This is a genomic window from Nocardia aegles (genome assembly GCF_052545135.1).
In genome coordinates, this window is the sequence record NZ_JBQWRI010000002.1 from 473,637 (window position 1) to 494,076 (window position 20,440).

The window sequence follows — 20,440 nt, forward strand, 5'->3', positions numbered from 1 at the left end:
CGTGGGCACCGCAACGCTGTGGCTGCTGCCCGCCCTCCCCCTGGCGGGCGCGATCGTCCTGTTGCTGACCGGACGTTACGCCGACAAGTGGGGTCATCTGCTCGGTGCCGCGCTGGCCCTGGCCTCGTTCGTGGTCGCCGCTCTCGCGTTCGCCGACATGCTCGGTCGCGACACCGTCGACCGACCGGTGCACGAGAACCTGTTCAGCTGGGTCCCGGTAGCCGGCCTCCAGGTTGACTTCGCGCTGCGACTCGACCAGCTGTCGATGTGTTTCGCACTGTTGATCACCGGCGTCGGCTCACTGATCCACGTCTACTCGATCGGCTACATGAGCCATGATCCGGCGCGGCGGCGGTTCTTCGCCTACCTGAACCTCTTCCTCGCGGCCATGCTCCTGCTGGTGCTGGCGAACAACTACCTCGTGCTCTACCTCGGCTGGGAAGGCGTCGGCTTGGCCTCCTACCTGCTGATCGGGTTCTGGCACGAAAAGCCGTCCGCGGCAACGGCTGCCAAGAAGGCGTTCGTCGTCAACCGGGTGGGCGACATGGGCTTGGCGATCGCGATGATGGTCATGTTCGCGACGTTCGGGTCGGTCGACTTCGATGTCGTGTTCGGAGCCGCGTCCGCCGCGGGCGAGGGCACGCTCACTGCGATCGGCCTGTTGTTGCTGCTGGCCGCATGCGGCAAGTCCGCGCAGGTGCCGCTGCAATCCTGGCTCGGTGACGCGATGGAAGGCCCCACCCCGGTGTCGGCGCTCATCCACGCGGCCACCATGGTCACCGCGGGCGTGTACCTGATCGCGCGCTCCAACGCGATCTTCGACCTCGCACCGAACGCACGCCTCGGCGTGGTGCTGGTCGGCGCGGTCACCCTACTGTTCGGCGCGATCATCGGCTGCGCGAAGGACGACATCAAAAAGGCGCTCGCCGCCTCCACCATGAGCCAGATCGGCTATATGGTGCTGGCCGCCGGGCTCGGCCCCGCCGGGTACGCCTTCGCCATCATGCATCTGCTCACCCACGGGTTCTTCAAGGCCGGGCTGTTCCTCGGCGCCGGTTCGGTGATGCACGCGATGAACGACGAAACCGACATGCGCCGCTACGGCGGACTGCGCACCCTGCTGCCGATCACCTACGTCACTTTCGGTCTCGGCTATCTCGCCATCATCGGCGTTCCGCCGTTCGCCGGATTCTTCTCCAAGGACCGGATCATCGAGGCGGCGTTCAACCAAGGCGGTCTCGGTGGGGTGGCGCTGGGACTGGTCACCTTGGCCGGCGCGGGACTGACCGCGTTCTACATGACGCGGGTCATGCTGATGACCTTCTTCGGCGAGCGGCGCTGGAAGCCGGACACCCACCCGCACGAAGCCCCCGCGGTGATGACCGGGCCGATGATCCTGCTCGCCGTCGGCTCGATCGGAGCCGGCGCGGTGTTCGTCTTCGGCTCCTCGTTGCAGAACTGGCTCGAACCGGTCGTCGGCACCCACCATGGCACCGAAGCCGTTCCCGCGGCGCTGGTCACGATCCTGGCGCTGGGCGTGGTCGCCGTCGGGGTCTGGGTGGCCTACGCGCAGTACGCGCAGCGCGAGGTCCCCGAGACCGCACCCGAAGCCGTATCCGCGCTCACCGTCGCCGCGCGCCGCGATCTCTACGGCGACACGGTCAACGAGGCCGCGTTCATGCGGCCGGGCCAGTACCTGACCCGGGCGCTGGTCTTCCTCGACAATCGCGGCATCGACGGCGTCGTCAACGGCATCGCGGCGCTGATCGGCGGGTTGTCCGCACGCGCCCGGCGAGTGCAGTCCGGGTTCGTGCGCTCCTATGCCCTGTCCATGTTCACCGGCGCGGCCCTGGTGGCCGCCGCCCTGCTGGCGGTGAGGTTGTGGTGAACGAGTTCCCCTGGTTGACGACGCTGTGGCTGGTGCCGGTCGTCGGTGCGGCGATCGTGCTGGCCCTGCCCGCCGCGCGACGCACCCTCGCCCGCGCGGTGGCACTGGGTTTCTCGGTGCTCGCGCTCGGTACCGGCATCGGGCTGGCGGTGCGCTTCGATCCCGTCGGCGCGCGATACCAGTTCGTCGAATCCCACCAGTGGATCCCGGCGTTCGGCGCCGGCTACACCCTCGGACTGGACGGCATCGCACTGGTGCTGGTGCTGCTGACCACGGCGCTTGTGCCACTGCTGATCCTGGCGGGCTGGCACGACGAACGCGAAGTCGGCAGCGGCAAGCGGGTGGCCCACACCTACGTCGCACTCATCCTGCTCGTCGAGGCGATGGTGCTGATCTCCTTCGTCGCCCTGGACATCCTGCTGTTCTACGTCTTCTTCGAGGCGATGCTCATCCCGATGTACTTCCTCATCGGTGGGTTCGGTCCGCGCACCGGCGACGCACTGCTGCGCAGGCAGCGCTCCCGCGCGGCGGTGAAGTTCCTGCTGTACAACCTGTTCGGCGGGTTGATCATGCTGGCCGCGATCATCGGGTTGTATGTACTCACCGCCCGCGAAGGCTTGGGCCAGGGCTCCTCGGGCACGTTCGATTTCCGCACCGTGGTCGCCGCCGCCGACGCCGGACAGCTCGGCGCGGGCCCCGCGGTGCTCAATGCCCTGTTCCTCGGGTTCATGTTCGCCTTCGCGGTCAAGGCGCCGCTATGGCCGCTGCACACCTGGCTGCCCGACGCCGCCGTCGCCGCGACGCCGTCCAGCGCGGTACTGATGATGGCCGTGGTCGACAAGGTGGGCACCTTCGGCATGCTGCGCTACTGCCTGCTGCTGTTCCCCTCCGCGTCGGACACCTACGCGCCGCTGGTGATCACCCTCGCGGTGATCGGCATCGTGTACGGCGCGCTGCTGGCCATCGGGCAGACCGACGTGATGCGCCTGATCGCCTACACCTCGATCTCCCACTTCGGCTTCATCATCCTGGGCGTCTTCGCCATGACCAGCCAGGGCCAAACCGGCGCGACGCTGTACATGGTCAACCACGGCATCTCCACCGCCGCGCTGTTCCTGGTGGCCGGATTCCTGGTGTCGCGGCGCGGAACCCGGCTCATCGCCGAGTACGGCGGCGTGCAGAAGGTGGCACCGGTACTGGCCGGTACGTTCTTCATCGCCGGTCTGGCGACGCTGTCGCTACCCGGTCTCGCCCCGTTCATCAGCGAATTCCTCGTGCTGATCGGCACCTTCACCCGCTACCGGTTCGCCGCCGTGATCGCCGCCGGCGCACTGGTGCTGGCGGCCCTCTACGTGCTGTGGCTCTACCAGCGAATGATGACCGGACCGGTGAAGAAAGGCAACGAGCGGATCTGGGATCTCGCCCCGCGTGAACTGGCCGTCGTGATTCCGCTGATCGCCGCGCTGCTGTTCCTCGGCATCTACCCGAAAGTCCTGACCGACTTCATCGATCCGGCGGTGAGCCAGACGCTCACCACCATCGGCCGGAGCGATCCCGCGCCGTCGGTGCCACCGGCGGAAGCGGGATCGGCCCACCATCCCGGAGGTGCCCCCAAATGACCGACCTCGCCTCCACCACGACGCTCGCCGCGAGCGTTCCCGCGCCGAGCATCGAGTACGGCGCCCTGTCCCCCATGCTCATCGTGTTCGGCGCCGCCGTGCTCGGCGTGCTCGCCGAAGCGTTCGTCGCCCGGCGCTACCGCTATGCCACCCAGCTGGTGCTGAGCGTGGCAGGCTCGGTCGCCGCGTTGGTCGCCGTGCTGCTGTTGGCCGGCACCGAAACCACCGCTGTCGCGGGTGCGGTCGCGATCGACGGCGTGACCCTGTTCCTGCAGGGCACGATCTTGGTGGTGTCGCTGCTCGGGATCGTGTTCATCGCCGAGCGTGGAGCCGAGCCGCGCCGGCGGGCGCGGTCGGGCCCCGGAACTTGGAGCAGGGCCGCCGCCACCCTCGAACGCGGTGTGGACGCCTTCACCCCCCAGGCTTCCGCGGTGCCCGGCAGCGCGGCCGAAGCGGCGGCGCTGCACGCGGGTGTCGCCACCACCGAGGTGTTTCCGCTCACGATGCTCGCCGTCGGCGGCCTGCTGCTGTTCCCGGCGTCCAACGACCTGCTGACCATGTTCGTCGCGCTCGAAGTGCTGTCGCTGCCGCTGTATCTGCTGTGCGGTCTGGCCCGGCGCAAACGATTGCTCTCCCAAGAAGCGGCGCTGAAGTATTTCCTGCTCGGCGCGTTCTCCTCGGCGTTCTTTCTCTATGGCGTCGCGCTGCTGTACGGCCAGGCGGGCACGGTGCGGCTCGGCGGCATCGCCGACGCGATCGCGCAGCATCCGGACAACGCGACGCTGGCGGTGCTCGGGGTCGCGATGCTCGCGGTCGGTCTGCTGTTCAAGATCGGCGCGGTGCCGTTCCAGTCCTGGGTGCCCGACGTCTACCAAGGCGCTCCCACCGCGATCACCGGATTCATGGCCGCGGCCACCAAGATCGCGGCGGTCGGCGCGCTGGTGCGCGTACTGCAGGTCGCGGTCCCCGGCCTGCGTGACGACTGGCGGCCCATCCTCGCGGCCGTCGCGATCGCGACCATGGCCGTCGGCGCGGTCATGGCGATCACGCAGACCGACGTCAAACGAATGCTCGCGTATTCCTCGGTGGCCCATGCCGGATTCCTGCTCACCGGGCCGGTGGCGGCCAACGATCGCGGTGTCGCGGCGGTGCTGTTCTATCTGCCGGCTTACGGAATCGGCACGCTCGGCGCGTTCGCCGTGGTCAGCCTGGTCCGCGAGCCGGCTGGCGACGAGGCCACCGGTCTGCCGCGGTGGGCGGGGCTCGGCCGCCGCTCGCCCTGGCTGGCAACCGTTTTCGCGCTGTTCCTGCTTTCCTTCGCGGGGTTGCCGCTCACCAGCGGGTTCGTCAGCAAGTTCACCGTCTTCGAGGCCGCCGCTTCGGGCGGCGCGACATCGCTGGTCATCATCGGCGTGATCTGTAGCGCCGTCGCGGCGTTCTTCTACCTGCGGGTGATCGTGCTCATGTTCTTCACCGACCCGCCCGCCGACGCGCCGGTGCTGGTCAGCCCGCCCCTGACCACGACGATCGTGGCGATCACCGCGGGGGTTACATTCGCGCTGGGTGTCTTTCCACAACCGTTGCTCGATCTCGCCGACCAAGCGGCGACGTTCATCCGCTGACGGGACTCGATCACCCCGATGCCGCCGCTGCCCGTCCGCGGCGGCATCGTCGTGTCACGGCTCGACGCACTCAGGCGCCGCGGCGGCGTTCCAGTGCTTTCGCGATCAGGGCCCGAGCGCGATCGCCGTACTCGGCTTGCTCGGCGAGGATCGCGAAGGTCTTCTCGTGCGCAGCGATCTCGGATGGCCGGGTGATGGTGAGTTCCGCCGAGACCGTCTCCGTCAGCACCTGCGAGCGGTCATAGATGACGAAGTTCGTCGCGGGCGCGCGGTACTCCGCGCAGATCGGGATGATGCCCAGTCGGACGGTCGGGTTGGCCATCACCGCGAGCAGGTGAGCGAGTTGCTCGGCCATGACGGTGGCGTCGCCGACCGTGCGCCAGAGCGCGGCCTGGTTGATCACGAAGTGGAACCGGTGCTTCACCCGGAAGATCACCTGCTTGCGGGTCATGCGCGCGGCCACCGCTTCTTCCAGATCGTCGCGCCCGCCGGTCACGGCGATGCAGGCGGTCAGGATCGCGCGCGCGTAGCCCTCGGTCTGCAGCAGCCCCGGCAGCGTGTCCGGCGCGTACCAGCGGATCTGCGTGGCCTGCGCCTCCAGGTGGATCGACTGCCGTTGCCTGCGCGCGTGCCCAGAGGCGACGGCGCGCTGCCATTCCAGGTACATCGACTGCAGATTGCGCGCGCCGGCGACCAGATCGTCCAGCACGGCGGTATTCCCGCAGGCTTCGCACCACGCTGCGAGGTCCGCTTCCGACGGTGTCTGCTTGCCGCCCTCGATGCGGGAGACCTTGCTCGAATGCCAGCCGCACCTCGCGGCCAGTTGCAGGCCGGTGAGGTGGGCAGCGCGACGAAGTTCACGCAGGCGCGCGCCCAGCACCTCGCGTGCGTCCGACACACCGTTCACTCTTGCTCACTGTCGCAATATCGCTGATGGTCTATGCCCATGGGCCACAGCCGTTCCCGCACCCACAGGTACCCGGCGACCAACGCGGGGTCCGTTGATCGACAGCCCGGTGAATGCTCCGATCCATCACTCTGCACCACGAGCACGCCGGTGTCGGTCGCGTACACGGCTGGGCAAGCTCCATGGTCGGATCCGGATCCGAGAAGTCGCAAGTTCATGGCTGATCCTTTGCGAGAGCCGGCGGGCGATGTCGTGCAATAGTCCCCACCGGACCCGATGCCGGTCAACGCACTTCGCAAAGTCGCGCAAAGTCATGGCGGGGTGTCGGTGTGGCTTCTACCGTCGATTCGGCAACCCGGGGCTGCCGAGCCGAGGCCGGTCCCGGGCTGCCTTCTCCTCGACGGAAAGGGCTGCGGCATGATGAGACGACCCAGGATTGCCGCCGATTTCGCGGTGCTGGGTGTGCTGGCGCCGGGCGGATTGCTCACCGTCGACCAACTCGCGCAGCAGGCGCGACTGACCTCCTCGTCGGTGCGCAGCGCATTGCTGCGCCTGCAATCGCGCGGTCTGATCATGGACTGCCGGCACCGCGGCCGCTGGACCATCACGCCGCGCGGGCGCGGCGAGTGGGCCGCGAAGGGACGCAGATTCACATTGTGAACAGAAATGGTCCCGGCGCCCGGTACATCGGCTCGAGGCTCCGCGCCTGCTCGATTCACCCGGGAGCGGCCGCAGCCGGCTACATCGCGGGTAGCCGCTCGCCTTGTACGACTTCGATATCGAGGTCGAGTTTGACGGTGGTGCCGACGGCGGCCACTCCCGCGCGTACGACCGCGTTGTAATCGATCGCGAAATCGTTGCGGTGCAACACTGTTTCGGCGTGGAACGCAGCGCGCACACCACCCCATGGATCCGGTCCGGATCCACCATAGGTGACCTCGAGATCGACCGAGCGGCGCTGCCCGTGCAGGGTCAGCTCTCCCGGCATCACCCAGGTGTCACCACCGGTGCGGCGGAACCCGCTGCCGGTGAAAGTGATCAGCGGGTAGGTGTCGACATCCAAGAATTCCGGCGAACGCAGATGATCGTCACGCATCGAGATTCCGGTATCGATACTCGCCGCTTTGATCTCCGCGTGCCCGGTGGACCGCTCGAACGGCTCGGCGATATCGAGCCGCCCACTCACTTCGGCGAATCTGGCCTTGATACTGGCTATTCCCAGATGGCGCACCGTTGCGATCACCGTCGAATGCACCGGATCGATCGTCCACGGCCCCGGTGGCGGTGCCGCCACCGTCCCGGCGATCGGCACCAACACCACCGCACCGAGCACACCCGTGCCTGCCGGAGAGATCCGCACGGTCCGCGCGACCGGCTCGAATCCGACAGCGGTGAGCACCGCGGTATGAACACCCGCGGGCAACAGCTCTGTGCCCACCGCCCCGGTCTCGTCGACGACCGCGCGGGCGATCTGGCGCCCGCTCAAATCGGTCACCGTCAACACCGCACCCGGTACCGGCCATCCCTGTGTGGTGCACACCCGACCGGTCAAACCGCTCATCGACGATCCTCGGTCTCGTAACCCAGCCGCACATCGTAGGCGACCTCCCCACCGGACACGGTGACCTGCCCGGTCACCGGCGGATAACCACGCGCGACGACGGTGTACTGCCCTTCGGGCAGATCGGTCACGACATACCGGCCGTTCTCGTCCGTGCGTGCCGTCGCGGTCACCTGCCCCGCGGCGTCGAGCACACTGACCAGCACATCCGGCACCGCTCGGCTGCCCTCCGCCCACGCCGACCCGGCAAGCACCGCCATCGGGGCCAACTCGATGTCATGACGCAACACACCACTGTCCGGCACCGTCAATGCGATGGCACTGGGACGCATATGCTCAGCGACCGCGACCAAGGTATAGACACCTGACACCACACCGCGACACACGTAGGTGCCGTCGACGCCGGTGACAGCCGATCCGACCACCTCGCCGCGCGAATCGGTCAACGTGACGGTCGCACCCGACAGCGGCACACCGGAGCCGCCGGTACGGACCACACCCGACAACTCACCGGAACCGACCAAGGTCAGATCCAGGCGCTGGGGTCGCCGGCCGGCGGACACAGTGACCGCGGTCGGCTGGTGCCCCACCGCCGACACGATCAATACATAGTCACCCATCTCCGGCGCGGTGATCGCATAACCACCATCGGCAGCACTGCTCGCCCGCGCGACCTGACGGCCACCGTGATCGACCAACGTCAACACCGCATCCGGCACCGGACGACCGTCCTCACGCTGGACACGACCACCCAACGCCCCGCCCTCGAAGTCCGACCCCGGCAAGCCGCCGGTCGACACACCGTTCTGCGACGACGCGGCGACCCGGTACACGCGACCGTTCTGCTCTACCACCGCAGGCCGCCCGATCGACGCGGCCGACACCGGCTCTGGCTCGGACGACACCCGCTCGACGCCCTCCCACAGTTGGTTCTCGTCCCAGCTCGACTCCTCGAGCGCGACCAGTTCGGCATCCAGTGCCGCCAGGTCGTCTGCTGTTGAATCATCCTGCGACGCAGACATTTTCGTGGTCTGCCCGAGGTCCGGATCGAGGTCGATCGTGCGGCGTAGCGGGCGGTTCGGCAGCAGCGCGGTCGCGATGAGCGCGACGACCGTCGCGCCGGCGGCGATGAGGAAGATCCGGCCGGTCGCGTCGCCGTAGGAGGCGCGCACGATCGTGGCTATCGGTGCCGGTAGGGCATTGAGATTGAGGTTGCCGCCGCCGGAGGACGCGGGATGGATACCCAGCTCGGCGAAGCCTTGCGCGGACAGTTCGCTGACGCGGGTGGCCAGCACCGAACCCAGCACCGAGACCCCGATCGCGCCACCGAAGGTGCGGAAGAAGGCGACGCTGCTGGAGGCGGCGCCGATGTTGTGCACGCTCACGGTGTTCTGCACCGCCAGCACCAGGTTTTGCATCATCATGCCGACGCCGAGCCCCACGACGGTGATGTAGATGCCGACCAGCCACAGGTTGGTGGCGTGGTCGATCGTGGACAGCAGCGCGAATCCGGCCACTAGCAGCGCGGCGCCGGAGACGACGAAGCTCTTCCATTTGCCGAAGCGGGTGATCAGCTGACCGGAGCCGACCGAAGCGATCAGCATGCCCGCGACCAGCGGGATGGTCAGCACACCCGCGGCGGTCGGCGAGTAGCCGCGCGCGGTCTGGAAGTACTGGCCCAGGAAGGTGGTCGCGCCGAACATGCCGACGCCGACCGCGATGGAGGCGATGATCGCCAGACCCGTGGTGCGTTCGGTGACGATTGGCAGCGGGATGATCGGCGACTCGGCGCGGGACTCGACCCACACGGTCGCGATCAACAGCAGCACACCGGCACCGATGTACAGCGCCGACTCGGAGGAGATCCAGGCGTAGTAGTTCGCCTTCCCGGCGAACGACACCCAGATCAGCAGCACCGAGACACCGGCGGTCAGCAGTGTCGCGCCGAGCCAGTCGATCGACACGCCTTCTTTGCGGTCGGTGGGCAGCCGCAACGTCCACTGCAACAGCGCCAGGGCGATCACCGCGATGGGCACGCACACGAAGAAGCACCAGCGCCAGCCGAGCGGGCTGTCGACGATGACGCCACCGAGGATGGGGCCGCCGGACATCGAGACCGCCATCACCGCGCCCATGTAGCCCGAGTAGCGCCCGCGTTCTCGTGGCGGGATGATGGAGCCGATGATCGCGACGACGAGCGCGGTCAGTCCACCCATGCCGATGCCCTGGACGACGCGCGCGATCAGCAGCACCGCCACGGTGTGGGCGAGTCCGGCGATGACCGAACCGGCGACGAAGATGACGATGGCCGATTGGACCAGCAGCTTCTTGTTGAACAGATCGGCGAACTTGCCCCAGATCGGGGTGGAGGCGGCGTTGGCCAGCAGCGCCGTGGTGATGACCCAGGCGTAGGCGGTCTGCGAACCCTCCAGGTCGCCGATGATCGTGGGAAGCGCGGTCGAGACGATCGTGGTGCTGAGCAGCGCGGTGAACAACGCGGCCAGCAGCCCCGTCATCGCTTCCAGGATTTGGCGATGGGTCATCGTGCCCGGATCGCGCTGCGTCCCCACATCGACTGAATTAGACATCCACTTCCTGACTCTCTGCCGAAACCGGCTCGCTCCCGACCACCGCGGTGTGGTGCGCGACTGCGGCCAGTGAATTCCTGAGCTTCCGAACAACCATGGCGGCCTGCTCGGCTTCGTCCTCGCTCCAATCGGCGAGAGCGGCCTGCAATCCCCGTGCCCGCGACACTCGGATGCGCCGCAGCAGATCCCGTCCTTGGTCCGTGATCTCGATGAGGGTGGCCCGGCCATCGCTGGGATCGGCATGGCGGGCAATGTCGCCGGAACTCACCAACTCGGCGACCTGCCTGCTCAGTGTCGACGGGCTGATACACAAGTCCGCGGCCAGATCCACCTGCCGGCATCGCCCCCTGGCGTCGAGGCAGCCGAGCACGCCCACACCACCCGGCAGCAGGTGCCCCTCTTCCCCGTGAGCCAGGGCAGCGCGGATCGACCGGCCCATGTAATAGAGCTCGACTATCAGGCTCCGAGCCGCGTCGGGTGAGACTGCCATACCTACTCCCAGCACCATTAGTTGCTTGCGCTACGCAACTATAGCCTGCTTACTTGCGCTAAGCAATTAGCTACAGATTTGGTGTCCACCTCCTTCGAGCGCTGATCGCGGCCGTGGCGGCCGGCCGCGCGGGACGTGACGCCCTCGCCGCCTACGACCATCGCGCCGACGTCGGCCGGATCCGGATCGTCGTCACGGCAGACGACGGCATCGACACCCCACTCGCCGCCGACGCGAGGGAAGCCCCTCGGCGGCACGCTCGAGGACCGCGGCCGGTTCGGGCGTCACGTCCACCGGCTGTCCGAGGTCGCGGCGGATATCGGCAGTTGATCGGCCCGCTCCGCTCGATAGCGGCGGATTCCGTTTCGATCAAGTATGCGATAGGTGGATTCCGGCGATTGGAATCGGCGCGCGGGGTACCGGGGCTGCCGAGCATTTCATTCCTCGGCGATTGACCGCCTCGACGGCCTACCGTGGCAAGATCATCGATTTCAGATCCGGTAGGTTGCCGATGCGCTGGGTTGCCGGCCGATTCGGGGCATCGGTTTGCGGTGACCCGGTTTCCCGCAGTCGGGCACGCACTTCCGCCGGAGTCTTGCGTCCGGCCGCGGCCGCGCTCATGCCCTGGTAGCTCGCGACCGCGCCGACCACGATCGGGGACGCGCTCGAGGTTCCGCTGAACACGTCGGTGTACCAGAGATCCTCGTCGGGACCGCCTTGCAGGTCGCCGTACCCGGTGGTGGTTACTTCCAGTCCCCACCCCTGCACGTCGACCCGTTCTCCATAGTTGGAGAACGGCAGGCGGGAGCGGGCCGGGCCGTTGTCGCGACCGCGGAAGCCGGGTGGGGGTGCGCCGGCCCCGACGATGATCGCCCCGGAATCGGCCTCGCCGCCGCGGAAGGGATTGCGCCACGTACTCGGGAATTCCGTGGGTCGGGCGTCGTAGACCGCGGCGTCGAGGTCTTCGCCGCCGTTGCCTCCCGCCGCCACGACGACTACGCCTTTGCCGACCGCATACCTGATGGCCGCGAAATCGTCGGGCCACCACTCGATCGCGATATAGCCGCGCTGATCAGGCCGGTTGGCGTAGGCGAAACGCGGGCCGGGCCGGTGCAGTTCGAGCAGCAGCACGTCGCCGGGGCCGAGCGCGTCCGCCGCCGAGCGGATCGCGGCAGCCGATCCGGACCCGAAGATCGACACCGCGCGGATGTACGCTTCGGGCACGATCCCGGTGATGCCGTAGGCGTTGACGTCGCCACTGATCACTCCGGCGACCGCGGTGCCGTGGTCGCGCCACCCCTGCTCCGGTGCGGGGCTGCCTCCGATCACCCCGCCCTGATCGACCTGTAGGTCCTCGTGGGTGAACCGCCACGCGCCCTCGACATCCACCACCCGTACGCCGGTTCCCCGGCCGCCGGGAACCGTCCAGGCCCACCGGGCGTCGACCCCCTGCGGGGCGGCATCCAAATATCCCTGCCGCACCGAGAAATCCGGCGTGACCGGCGGAGCCTCGACGATGGAGCGGGCGGTGACCGCTCGCGTACCTACCGGCGCGATCGGCGGTTCGGCGGGCGGTTTCACATACGCCGCCGCCACGTCGTCGGCGGCACGCAACCGCTCAGCCAGTTCGTCGAGTCGGCCGGTGCCGCCGCGGACGTGGAAATAGTTGAGGTATTCGGCTCCGGTTTCCAGGTGCGGGGTGCCGGTGAGCCTGCGCTCCAGGCGGTTGGCCGGTCCGAAGATCCGCACCAGCTCGCTCCCGGCCGGGAGTAGCTCCGCCAGACGCGCTTGCGCGCTGTGACTGTCGCGCAAAGCGATCGGCGTGATCGCGGTATCGGTGCCATGGGTGACCACGATGAGTTCCGCGGGCGACCGGAGCTCGGATTGCTGGGATGCCATGGCGCCCAGTCAACCGCGATAGCATCCGGCTCGCCACCGGATGTGCGCTCACGGCCGGCCATCCAGGCGCAGGGTCGGCACCATGCCCGGCAACGCGACGGTGTCGCGCCGGGAGCCCACGGCGCACAACGCTTCCAGTGTTCCGATCGCGATGACGCACGATCCGGCCACCCAGCCGAGGGTGTCCGTCGACTCGAACGGCACCGAACCGACCAGCACGCCGAACGCCAGTGTGACCAGTCCGAACAGCTCCTGCCGTCCACGCCCGCGCAGATCGTCGGCCCAGACCGCCACGGTGGCGTGGCAGATCCCGCGGATCGCCCACGCCAATCCGATCCAGAACGACAGCAGCGGAGCCGAATTCCCGCCCGCGAGGCAGAGCGCCGCGAGCAGGGCCGACAGCGCACCACTGACCAGCGCCAGCACACGCAACGGGGTGGCGAGGCGGACACCGAGCGCCGCGACCAGCTGTAAGACGCTGTTGAGCAGGAGGTAGCCGCCGGACAGCAGTTCCGCTGTCGGCAGCGACTTGTGCGGCCACACCGCTAGGGCCACACCCATGATCATCGAGCAGGCACCGGCCAACAGTACCGTCTGCCGGGCTGCGCCGGCCAGTGGTTCCGTACGCCCTTCGACCTCGGTTACGGGCATAGCTACATGATATGACCGGAGTTGCGATTAGCGAGTCGTTTGCCTTATCCCGGTTATCGGTGTGCGGGCGCAGGTCTCCGCCAATGCGTGCCGTCGTAGTCGAATTACGCGGCCACTTCGATGAATACGCCGGTGGCGGCGGCGCCGTCATCGAGCCGCCACGGAGCGCTCACCCCAGCGGTGACCGCAGGCTCCGCCGCGACCTGCACAAGGCGATGGATCCGGACGATCCGATCGCCCACCGGGATGTCGGTGTAGGACGATCCGTCCTGGACGGGACCGAATCCTTGTGTGCGAGAGAGTCCCTCCGCGATGCACACGATGACCGAGGGGTCCGGGGTATCGCTGTCACTCTGCGCCTGTGGCCGCGCGCACCCGGTGAGCAAGGCGACGATCTGAGCCACCGCCACCGGGTCACGGGCGGCGTCGTACACCCATCGGGTGCCGAGCACGCCGTGTTCGGATATGCCTACGAGTGCCTCGACGGCGTCCGGCAGCGGCGAGTCCCGGTAGGTCAGCGGCACGTGATAGGTGTGTGGCCGCGCGTCGCATCACTCGCACCGGGAGCATAGTACGAAAGACCGTGCGCCGCTCAGGCGTCGTCGGGTCGGGCAGGTTCGGTAGTTGGTGGTTTGCGCCGAGTTTCGGCGAGAAGTTCGTCGAGCTGGGCTTCGGCGCGTTCGGCGCGCGCGAGAGTCTGCACGCGCGCTTCGTCGAGCGCATCCAGCCGCTGAGCGGCTTCCGCGCGCGCCTTGTCGACGGCCGCGGCGGCTTCGGCACGGACGGAAGCGAGTTCGGCTGCTGCGGCGCGACGTGCATCGGCGAGTTCGGCGCGGGTGGTGTCGAGTTCGGCACGTGCCCGGCGCCATTCGGCTCGCACTTCGTCGGCGGCTTCGGCCCGCTCTGCGGCGGCTCGCTCGGCTCGCTCGGCCGCTCGTTCGGCGTCCGCCGCGCGCTGCCCGGCGAGATCGCGCTCGGAGTGGGCTGCCGCCACCAGAGCTTCCGCTTCACGCCGGGCCTGTGCGATGTCGGTCTCCGCGCGACGCTCGGCACGCTCGACGTGCTGCGCGGCTTGCTGTTCGATGCGTTCGATCTGCTCGGCGCACTCGCGACGCACGGTGCGGATTTCGGCTTCCGCGGTGCTGCGGGCGGCGAACACGTCGTCCGCGGCCTGCTTGGTGACGCGTTCGACTTCCCGCAGCGCGTCCTCGCGCGCCGAATTCGCCTCGGCGATCAATGCTTCGGCTTGTTCGGCGGCGCCGACCGCGTCGTCGGCGACGGATTCGGCGATTTCCCTGGCCTCCTGCGCCTCCCGCCGCGCCTGCTCGGCCGCTACCGCCGCGCCCTCCGCCTCGGCGATCCGCCGCGCCGCGTCCACCTGCACCGCTTGCACCTGGGCTTCCGCGACCGCCGGGTCGGCCAGTGTGGAAAACTCCGCGACCGCGGCGCTCAACGTGGTGTTCAACTGCTCGGCGAGTCCGCGGAACTGGGTGAGCAGTTCATCGGCTCGCAGTCGCGCAACGGTCACGGGCCCCGGTTGCGTCACAGTGACGGTAGCGGTCGCGGCCTCGGACTCCTGTTGTTGCCGTTGCCGCTCCCGCCACGCACGCCAGCGGGTGTGGTCGGGCCGGTCGCAGTACTCCGAGGGGCGGCCGGGTCCCGCCGCGCTCGTGATCGGGCGCGTACAGCCCGGATAGTTGCACACCTTCGACACGGCCAGATCGTAGCGTTCGGTTCCCCCCGGACATCGTTTCCGCCCCTGCGGCGCCATCGCGGCGGATCACCGTGCCGGGCCATCACCCGGCCTGACGATCCGACCGACGGGCACCGCGCTCGCCTTGACGAACTCCTCGCCGCATATCCCGCGATGACCGCCTGGCGGCAAGACGCTATCGCACAGGAAATCTCGCCGGCGTGATAGATCGCAGTTATCAAATGATCCGCAACTGAACTTTGACGTTTTTCTCGACCCAGCCTAGGTTTCTGATGATGGTACGCAGCGCGACCACCCGCCCCTTGCAATATCGGGCAGCTCGACCATGAACAGGTTTCCAACCTCCGGCGCGGACGCTTTCCATGCCTTTTCGCAGTACTACTCGCGCAATCCGTACCCTCCGACAAGTACGACCAAAGTGTGGAGCGTCTCATGAATCAAGCACCGTTGAGTCTGCCGGAGCTCGTTCGGTCAGTTGTCGATTCGCATCGACACAGTCGTGGCCCGCTTCTGGTGATACTGCAGGAAATCCAGGATCGCCTGGGCTACATCGACCCGGAAGTAGTGCCCTTGGTGGCTGCGGAGCTGAATCTGTCGCGAGCAGATGTGCACGGAGTCGTCACCTTCTATCGGGATTTCCGGTCACGGCCACCAGGCCGGACGACGCTGCTCGTATGCCGAGCCGAGGCCTGTCGAGCAGTGGGTGCGCAGCAGTTGGTGACGTCTCTGGAACAAGCCTTCGGCATCAAGATCGGCGAGACCACGTCCGACGGCTCGACGACGCTGGGTCAAGTCTTTTGCCTCGGCAACTGCGCTCTGGGGCCATCCGCCCGCATCAATGACAAAGTGTACGGGCGGCTCGATCGGGATCAGGTAATCGACATCGTCCGAGCGGAGCAATCATGATCACGGTCTACGTCCCGCGAGATTCCGCGGCGACGTCGGTGGGAGCCGACGAGGTTGCCGTCGCTCTGGAACGCGCGACCGCCGGCCGTGAAGTGCGAGTGGTGCGCACGGGAACCCGCGGAATGCTCTGGCTCGAGCCGTTGGTCGAGATCGACACCGAGCATGGTCGCATCGGGTACGGTCCGGTCCGCGCCGACGACGTCGGTGATCTGGTCGAGGCCGGCATGCTCGAGGGCGCCCCGAGCGACCTGTGTCTCGGCCTCGTGGAGGAACTGCCCTGGATGCGCGATCAGCAAAGGCTATGTCTGGCCCGGGTCGGCGTCACCGATCCGCTGTCCCCGCAGGACTATGTGAGCCACGGCGGTCTGGCCGGACTCCGTCGAGCCTTCGAGCTCGACCCGGCTGACGTGGTCGCCGAGGTGGCGGAATCCGGCCTCCGCGGCCGCGGCGGCGCGGGCTTCCCGACCGGCATCAAGTGGAAGACGGTCGCTGAGACCGGGGGCGAGTTGAAGTTCGTCTGCTGCAACGCCGACGAAGGCGACAGCGGCACCTTCGCCGACCGGGTCGTGATGGAAGGCGACCCGTTCAGCCTCCTCGAGGGAATGACCATCGCCGGGTACGCCGTCGGCGCCTCCGAGGGATACATCTATCTGCGTTCTGAGTACCCTGCGGCAGCGGCGGTGCTCCGCGAGGCGATAGCGATCGCCCGCGCCGAGGGCTGGCTCGGCGAGAACATCCTCGACTCCGGCTTCGGTTTCGATATCCACCTGCGCCTGGGTGGCGGCGCCTACATCTGTGGCGAAGAGACCTCGATGCTCGAGAGTCTCGAGGGCAAGCGGGGCATGGTGCGTGCCAAGCCACCGATCCCGGCCATCACCGGGCTCTTCGGCAAGCCCACGGTGGTCAACAATGTGCTCACTCTGGTCAGTGTGCCTGCCATTCTGGCCGACGGCGGGAAGGCTTATGCCGCGCTGGGTGTCGAGCGTTCCCGCGGGACACAGGTGTTCCAATTGGCCGGCAACATCGCCCGGGGCGGCGTATTCGAAACTGCCTTCGGCATTTCGCTGGCCGATCTGATCAACAGATACGGCGGCGGCACACGCTCTGGCCGGCCGGTTCGGGCCGTGCAGGTCGGCGGCCCCCTCGGTGCCTATATCCCTGGCTCACAACTCGACCTACCGACGGACTACGAGGGCTTCGGCGCGGCCGGGGCGATGCTCGGGCACGGCGGCATCGTCGTGTTCGACGACACCGTGGACATGGCCGCGATGGCACGGTTCGCGATGGAATTCTGCGCCGAGGAATCGTGCGGCAAGTGCACTCCTTGTCGCGTGGGTTCCGTGCGCGGAGTGGAAGTGATCGATCGCCTTGTCGGCGGCGCGGACCCGGATTCGAATCTCGCTCTACTGAACGACCTCTGCGAGCTGATGACCGAGGGCTCGCTGTGCGCGATGGGAGGTCTCACACCCAACCCCGTCCGCAGCGCCCTTCTCCACTTCCCAGAGGATTTCACCGCTCGGCACACGGAGGCGACACGATGACGCTGATCAAGAAACGTGACCTCGGCACGCCTGCTCCCCCGGCGGACGCACAAGTGGTGACGGTGGAAATCGACGGTCTGCCGGTCCGTGTGGGCGAGGGCGCCTCGGTGCTTCGCGCGGCCGCACTGGCCGGAATCGAGATACCGAAACTGTGTGCCACCGACAGTCTCGATGCCTTCGGCTCCTGCCGGTTGTGCCTGGTGGAGATCGACGGCCGGCGCGGGACACCAGCCTCCTGCACCACCCCGGTAACCGAAGGGATGCGGGTCCGCACCCAGACGCCGCGACTCGAGAAGCTGCGGCAGGGCGTCATGGAGCTCTATATCTCCGACCATCCGCTGGACTGCCTGACCTGCCCGGCCAATGGTGACTGCGAGCTACAGGACATGGCCGGCGTGGTCGGCTTGCGGCAGGTCCGCTACGGCTACGAGGGTGAGAACCACTTACACCTCGAAAAAGATCGCAGCAATCCGTATTTCGACTTCGACCCGTCGAAGTGCATCGCTTGTTCACGATGCGTCCGGGCCTGCGGCGAGATCCAGGGAACGTTCGCGCTCACCATCGAGGGACGCGGTTTCGAATCCAAGGTGTCCGCGAGCGCGGGCGAGAACTTCGTCGACTCCGAATGCGTTTCCTGCGGTGCCTGTGTGCAGGCCTGCCCCACCTCGACACTGCAGGAGAAATCCGTGGTCGAGCTGGGCATCCCGACTCGTACCGTTCGGACGACCTGCGCGTATTGCGGCGTGGGGTGCTCGTTCAAAGCCGAGTTGCGCGGAGATGAACTGGTACGCATGGTTCCCGACGAGAACGGCGGCGCCAACGAAGGCCACGCATGCGTCAAGGGCCGGTTCGCCTTCGGATACGCCACCCACCCCGACCGCGTGCACGAGCCGATGATCCGCGAGAAGATCACCGACCAGTGGCGTGTGGTCGATTGGGACACCGCGATCAACTATGTCGCCGAGAAGATGCGGGACATCCAGTCGCGGCATGGGGTCGGCGCCATCGGCGGGATCACTTCCTCGCGTTGCACCAACGAAGAAGTCTACGTAGTGCAAAAGATGGTACGCGCGGCGTTCGGCAACAACAATGTCGACACTTGTGCCCGCGTGTGTCACTCCCCCACCGGGTACGGGCTGAAGCAAACCTTCGGTGAATCCGCTGGGACCCAGGATTTCCAGTCGGTCGCGAAAGCGGATGTCATCGTGGTGATCGGAGCGAATCCCACCGACGGGCATCCCGTCTTCGCCTCACGAATGAAGCGCCGGGTGCGCGACGGCGCCCGGCTCGTCGTGATCGATCCACGCCGCATCGACCTGGTTCGTTCGCCGCATATCGAGGCGGCACACCATCTGCAGCTCAACCCGGGCACCAACGTCGCGGTCGTCAATGCGCTTGCCCACGTGGTGGTGACCGAAGGCCTGGTCGACCAGGAGTTCGTCAAGGCGAGATGTGAGGACTTCGGTCCATGGGCGGAATTCATCGCCCGGAGCGAGCACAGCCCCGAGGCGACCGAGACGATTACCGGCGTGCCCGCAGCGGAACTGCGGGCGGTGGCGCGGCTCTACGCGACGGGCGGCAACGCGGCAATCTACTACGGACTGGGCGTCACCGAGCACAGCCAGGGTTCGACGATGGTAATGGGAATGGCGAACCTCGCCATGGCCACCGGAAACATCGGGCGTGACGGGGTAGGCGTCAACCCACTGCGCGGCCAGAACAACGTCCAGGGTTCGTGTGACATGGGGTCGTTCCCGCACGAACTGCCCGGATACCGGCACGTCTCCGACGACGCCGTGCGTGATGTATTCCAGACACTCTGGCAGCGGCCGCTGTCGGGCGAGCCCGGTCTGCGCATCCCCAACATGTTCGACTCGGCCATCGATGGTTCCTTCCGCGGACTCTACGTTCAGGGCGAGGACATCGCCCAATCCGATCCGAACACGAGCCATGTATTCGCGGCTCTGGAAGCACTCGAATTACTGGTTGTGCAGGACCTGTTCCTGAACGAGACCGCCAAGTTCGCTCATGTCTTCCTGCCGGGCACGTCGTTTCTCGAGAAAGACGGGACTTTCACCAACGCCGAGCGCCGGATCAACAGGGTGCGTCCGGTGATGGCATCCCGGACCGGCAAACACGAATGGCAGATCCCGTGCGAGATCGCTCAGGCGATGGGCTACCCGATGGCGTACGACAAGCCGAGCCAGATCATGGACGAGATCGCCCGGCTCACGCCGACCTTCGCCGGGGTCTCCTTCCAGAAGCTGGACGAACTCGGGAGCGTGCAGTGGCCCTGCAACGACGCGGCGCCCGAGGGCACACCGGTCATGCATGTCGCGGAATTCGTCCGGGGCAAGGGCAGATTCGTCCCCACGACATTCGTCCCGACAACCGAGCGTTCCACGCGCAAGTTCCCGTTGATCCTCACCACCGGCCGGATCCTCAGCCAGTACAACGTAGGTGCGCAGACGCGCCGGACCGCCAACGTCGTCTGGCACAAGGAGGACATTCTCGAGATCCATCCGCATGATGCGGAGGTACGCGGCATCTGCGACGGTGCGGAAGTGGCGCTGACCAGCCGGACGGGCGAAACCACACTTCGCGCCATGACTTCGGACCGGATGCCACCGGGAGTCGTCTACACGACGTTCCACTACCCCGTGACGGGTGCGAACGTGGTGACCACTGACAACTCCGACTGGGCCACCAACTGCCCCGAGTACAAGGTCACCGCGGTACAGGTCGCCCTGCGGCGGCCGGCGGTGGGCGCTGCATCGGCATCCGATCAGTCCCACCTGCCGGTCCACTCTCCGGGACCGATGTGACGATGAGAACCGCACCCGCAATCCGGCTGGCAACGGAGATCGCCGCCCAATTCCGGCACCTGCCGCCGGGCGAGGCGGCTACGCCCATCGTCGAGCACATTCGCAGGTACTGGGAACCTCGTCTGCGCGCCCAACTGCTGGAACAGGCGGCACACGCAGGCGAGGAGTGCGACGCCCATGTTGTCGCCGTCGTCGATCTGCTGCGAAGTTCCACGCCGTGACCCGGCGG

16 protein-coding genes are annotated in these 20,440 nt (G+C 67.4%); 8 read left to right on the top strand and 8 right to left on the bottom strand.

Translation table 11 applies throughout. The features are described from left to right. The first annotated feature begins 1 nt into the window (after nt 1). The 3 genes from nuoL to nuoN are packed head-to-tail and all read left to right on the top strand — an operon-like array spanning nt 2 to nt 5,129. Complete coding sequence (nuoL, locus tag ACT89H_RS07460) at nt 2–1,888, top strand: NADH-quinone oxidoreductase subunit L (RefSeq protein ID WP_445107771.1); 1,887 nt, start codon at nt 2–4, stop codon at nt 1,886–1,888. Beyond that, nucleotides 1,885–3,507 carry an NADH-quinone oxidoreductase subunit M gene (locus ACT89H_RS07465; protein WP_445107772.1) on the top strand — a complete coding sequence of 541 codons (1,623 nt, stop codon included), beginning with the start codon at nt 1,885–1,887 and terminating at the stop codon, nt 3,505–3,507. Before nuoL ends, ACT89H_RS07465 begins: the two co-directional genes overlap by 4 nt. After that, the gene (nuoN, locus tag ACT89H_RS07470; RefSeq protein ID WP_445107773.1) at nt 3,504–5,129 is read left to right on the top strand and encodes an NADH-quinone oxidoreductase subunit NuoN; all 1,626 of its coding nucleotides are present in this window, start codon (nt 3,504–3,506) and stop codon (nt 5,127–5,129) included. The genes ACT89H_RS07465 and nuoN overlap by 4 nt, the downstream gene beginning before the upstream one ends. A 70-nt stretch (nt 5,130–5,199) precedes the next feature. On the opposite strand, the gene ACT89H_RS07475 is transcribed toward nuoN, so the two are convergent. Beyond that, complete coding sequence (locus ACT89H_RS07475; protein ID WP_445107774.1) at nt 5,200–6,027, bottom strand: helix-turn-helix domain-containing protein; 828 nt, start codon at nt 6,025–6,027, stop codon at nt 5,200–5,202. Nucleotides 6,028–6,453: 426 nt separating this feature from the next. Between ACT89H_RS07475 and ACT89H_RS07480 the strand changes: the two genes are divergently transcribed. After that, the gene (locus ACT89H_RS07480; RefSeq protein ID WP_445107775.1) at nt 6,454–6,696 is read left to right on the top strand and encodes a MarR family transcriptional regulator; all 243 of its coding nucleotides are present in this window, start codon (nt 6,454–6,456) and stop codon (nt 6,694–6,696) included. 79 nt (nt 6,697–6,775) lie between these two features. Here the strand turns inward: ACT89H_RS07480 and ACT89H_RS07485 are convergent, their stop codons facing one another. The 7 genes from ACT89H_RS07485 to ACT89H_RS07520 all read right to left on the bottom strand — a co-directional run bounded on the left by ACT89H_RS07485 (nt 6,776) and on the right by ACT89H_RS07520 (nt 14,939). Beyond that, nucleotides 6,776–7,597 carry a YceI family protein gene (locus ACT89H_RS07485; RefSeq protein WP_445107776.1) on the bottom strand — a complete coding sequence of 274 codons (822 nt, stop codon included), beginning with the start codon at nt 7,595–7,597 and terminating at the stop codon, nt 6,776–6,778. Continuing rightward, complete coding sequence (locus ACT89H_RS29565; RefSeq protein ID WP_498049528.1) at nt 7,594–10,140, bottom strand: MFS transporter; 2,547 nt, start codon at nt 10,138–10,140, stop codon at nt 7,594–7,596. Before ACT89H_RS29565 ends, ACT89H_RS07485 begins: the two co-directional genes overlap by 4 nt. 37 nt (nt 10,141–10,177) lie before the next feature. Beyond that, nucleotides 10,178–10,675, bottom strand: coding sequence for a MarR family winged helix-turn-helix transcriptional regulator (locus ACT89H_RS07500; RefSeq protein ID WP_445107777.1), 498 nt, complete (start codon nt 10,673–10,675; stop codon nt 10,178–10,180). Nucleotides 10,676–11,143: 468 nt separating this feature from the next. Further along, nucleotides 11,144–12,574 carry a S8 family serine peptidase gene (locus ACT89H_RS07505; RefSeq protein ID WP_445107778.1) on the bottom strand — a complete coding sequence of 477 codons (1,431 nt, stop codon included), beginning with the start codon at nt 12,572–12,574 and terminating at the stop codon, nt 11,144–11,146. 48 nt (nt 12,575–12,622) lie between these two features. Continuing rightward, nucleotides 12,623–13,225: a DUF308 domain-containing protein gene (locus tag ACT89H_RS07510; protein ID WP_445107779.1), complete on the bottom strand. Its 603-nt coding sequence runs from the start codon at nt 13,223–13,225 to the stop codon at nt 12,623–12,625. 104 nt (nt 13,226–13,329) lie between these two features. Beyond that, entirely contained in the window at nt 13,330–13,749 is a 420-nt protein-coding gene (locus tag ACT89H_RS07515) for a maltokinase N-terminal cap-like domain-containing protein (RefSeq protein ID WP_445107780.1), read from the bottom strand. A gap of 68 nt (nt 13,750–13,817) precedes the next feature. Beyond that, nucleotides 13,818–14,939, bottom strand: a complete 1,122-nt coding sequence (locus ACT89H_RS07520; protein ID WP_445107781.1) for a coiled-coil domain-containing protein — start codon at nt 14,937–14,939, stop codon at nt 13,818–13,820. A 432-nt stretch (nt 14,940–15,371) separates the two neighbouring features. On the opposite strand from ACT89H_RS07520, the gene ACT89H_RS07525 reads away from it, so the two are divergent. Genes ACT89H_RS07525 through ACT89H_RS07540 form a run of 4 tightly spaced genes read left to right on the top strand, consistent with a single transcriptional unit; the run spans nt 15,372 to nt 20,432 of the window. Beyond that, nucleotides 15,372–15,845 (top strand): NADH-quinone oxidoreductase subunit NuoE family protein, encoded by a 474-nt coding sequence (locus tag ACT89H_RS07525; RefSeq protein WP_445107782.1) that lies wholly within the window; start codon nt 15,372–15,374, stop codon nt 15,843–15,845. Further along, a complete protein-coding gene (locus ACT89H_RS07530; protein ID WP_445107783.1) occupies nt 15,842–17,386 on the top strand; it encodes a formate dehydrogenase beta subunit in 1,545 nt (514 codons plus the stop codon). Before ACT89H_RS07525 ends, ACT89H_RS07530 begins: the two co-directional genes overlap by 4 nt. Continuing rightward, nucleotides 17,383–20,211 carry a formate dehydrogenase subunit alpha gene (gene fdhF / locus ACT89H_RS07535; RefSeq protein WP_445107784.1) on the top strand — a complete coding sequence of 943 codons (2,829 nt, stop codon included), beginning with the start codon at nt 17,383–17,385 and terminating at the stop codon, nt 20,209–20,211. The genes ACT89H_RS07530 and fdhF overlap by 4 nt, the downstream gene beginning before the upstream one ends. 2 nt (nt 20,212–20,213) lie before the next feature. Continuing rightward, the gene (locus tag ACT89H_RS07540; RefSeq protein ID WP_445107785.1) at nt 20,214–20,432 is read left to right on the top strand and encodes a formate dehydrogenase subunit delta; all 219 of its coding nucleotides are present in this window, start codon (nt 20,214–20,216) and stop codon (nt 20,430–20,432) included. Nucleotides 20,433–20,440 lie beyond the last annotated feature (8 nt).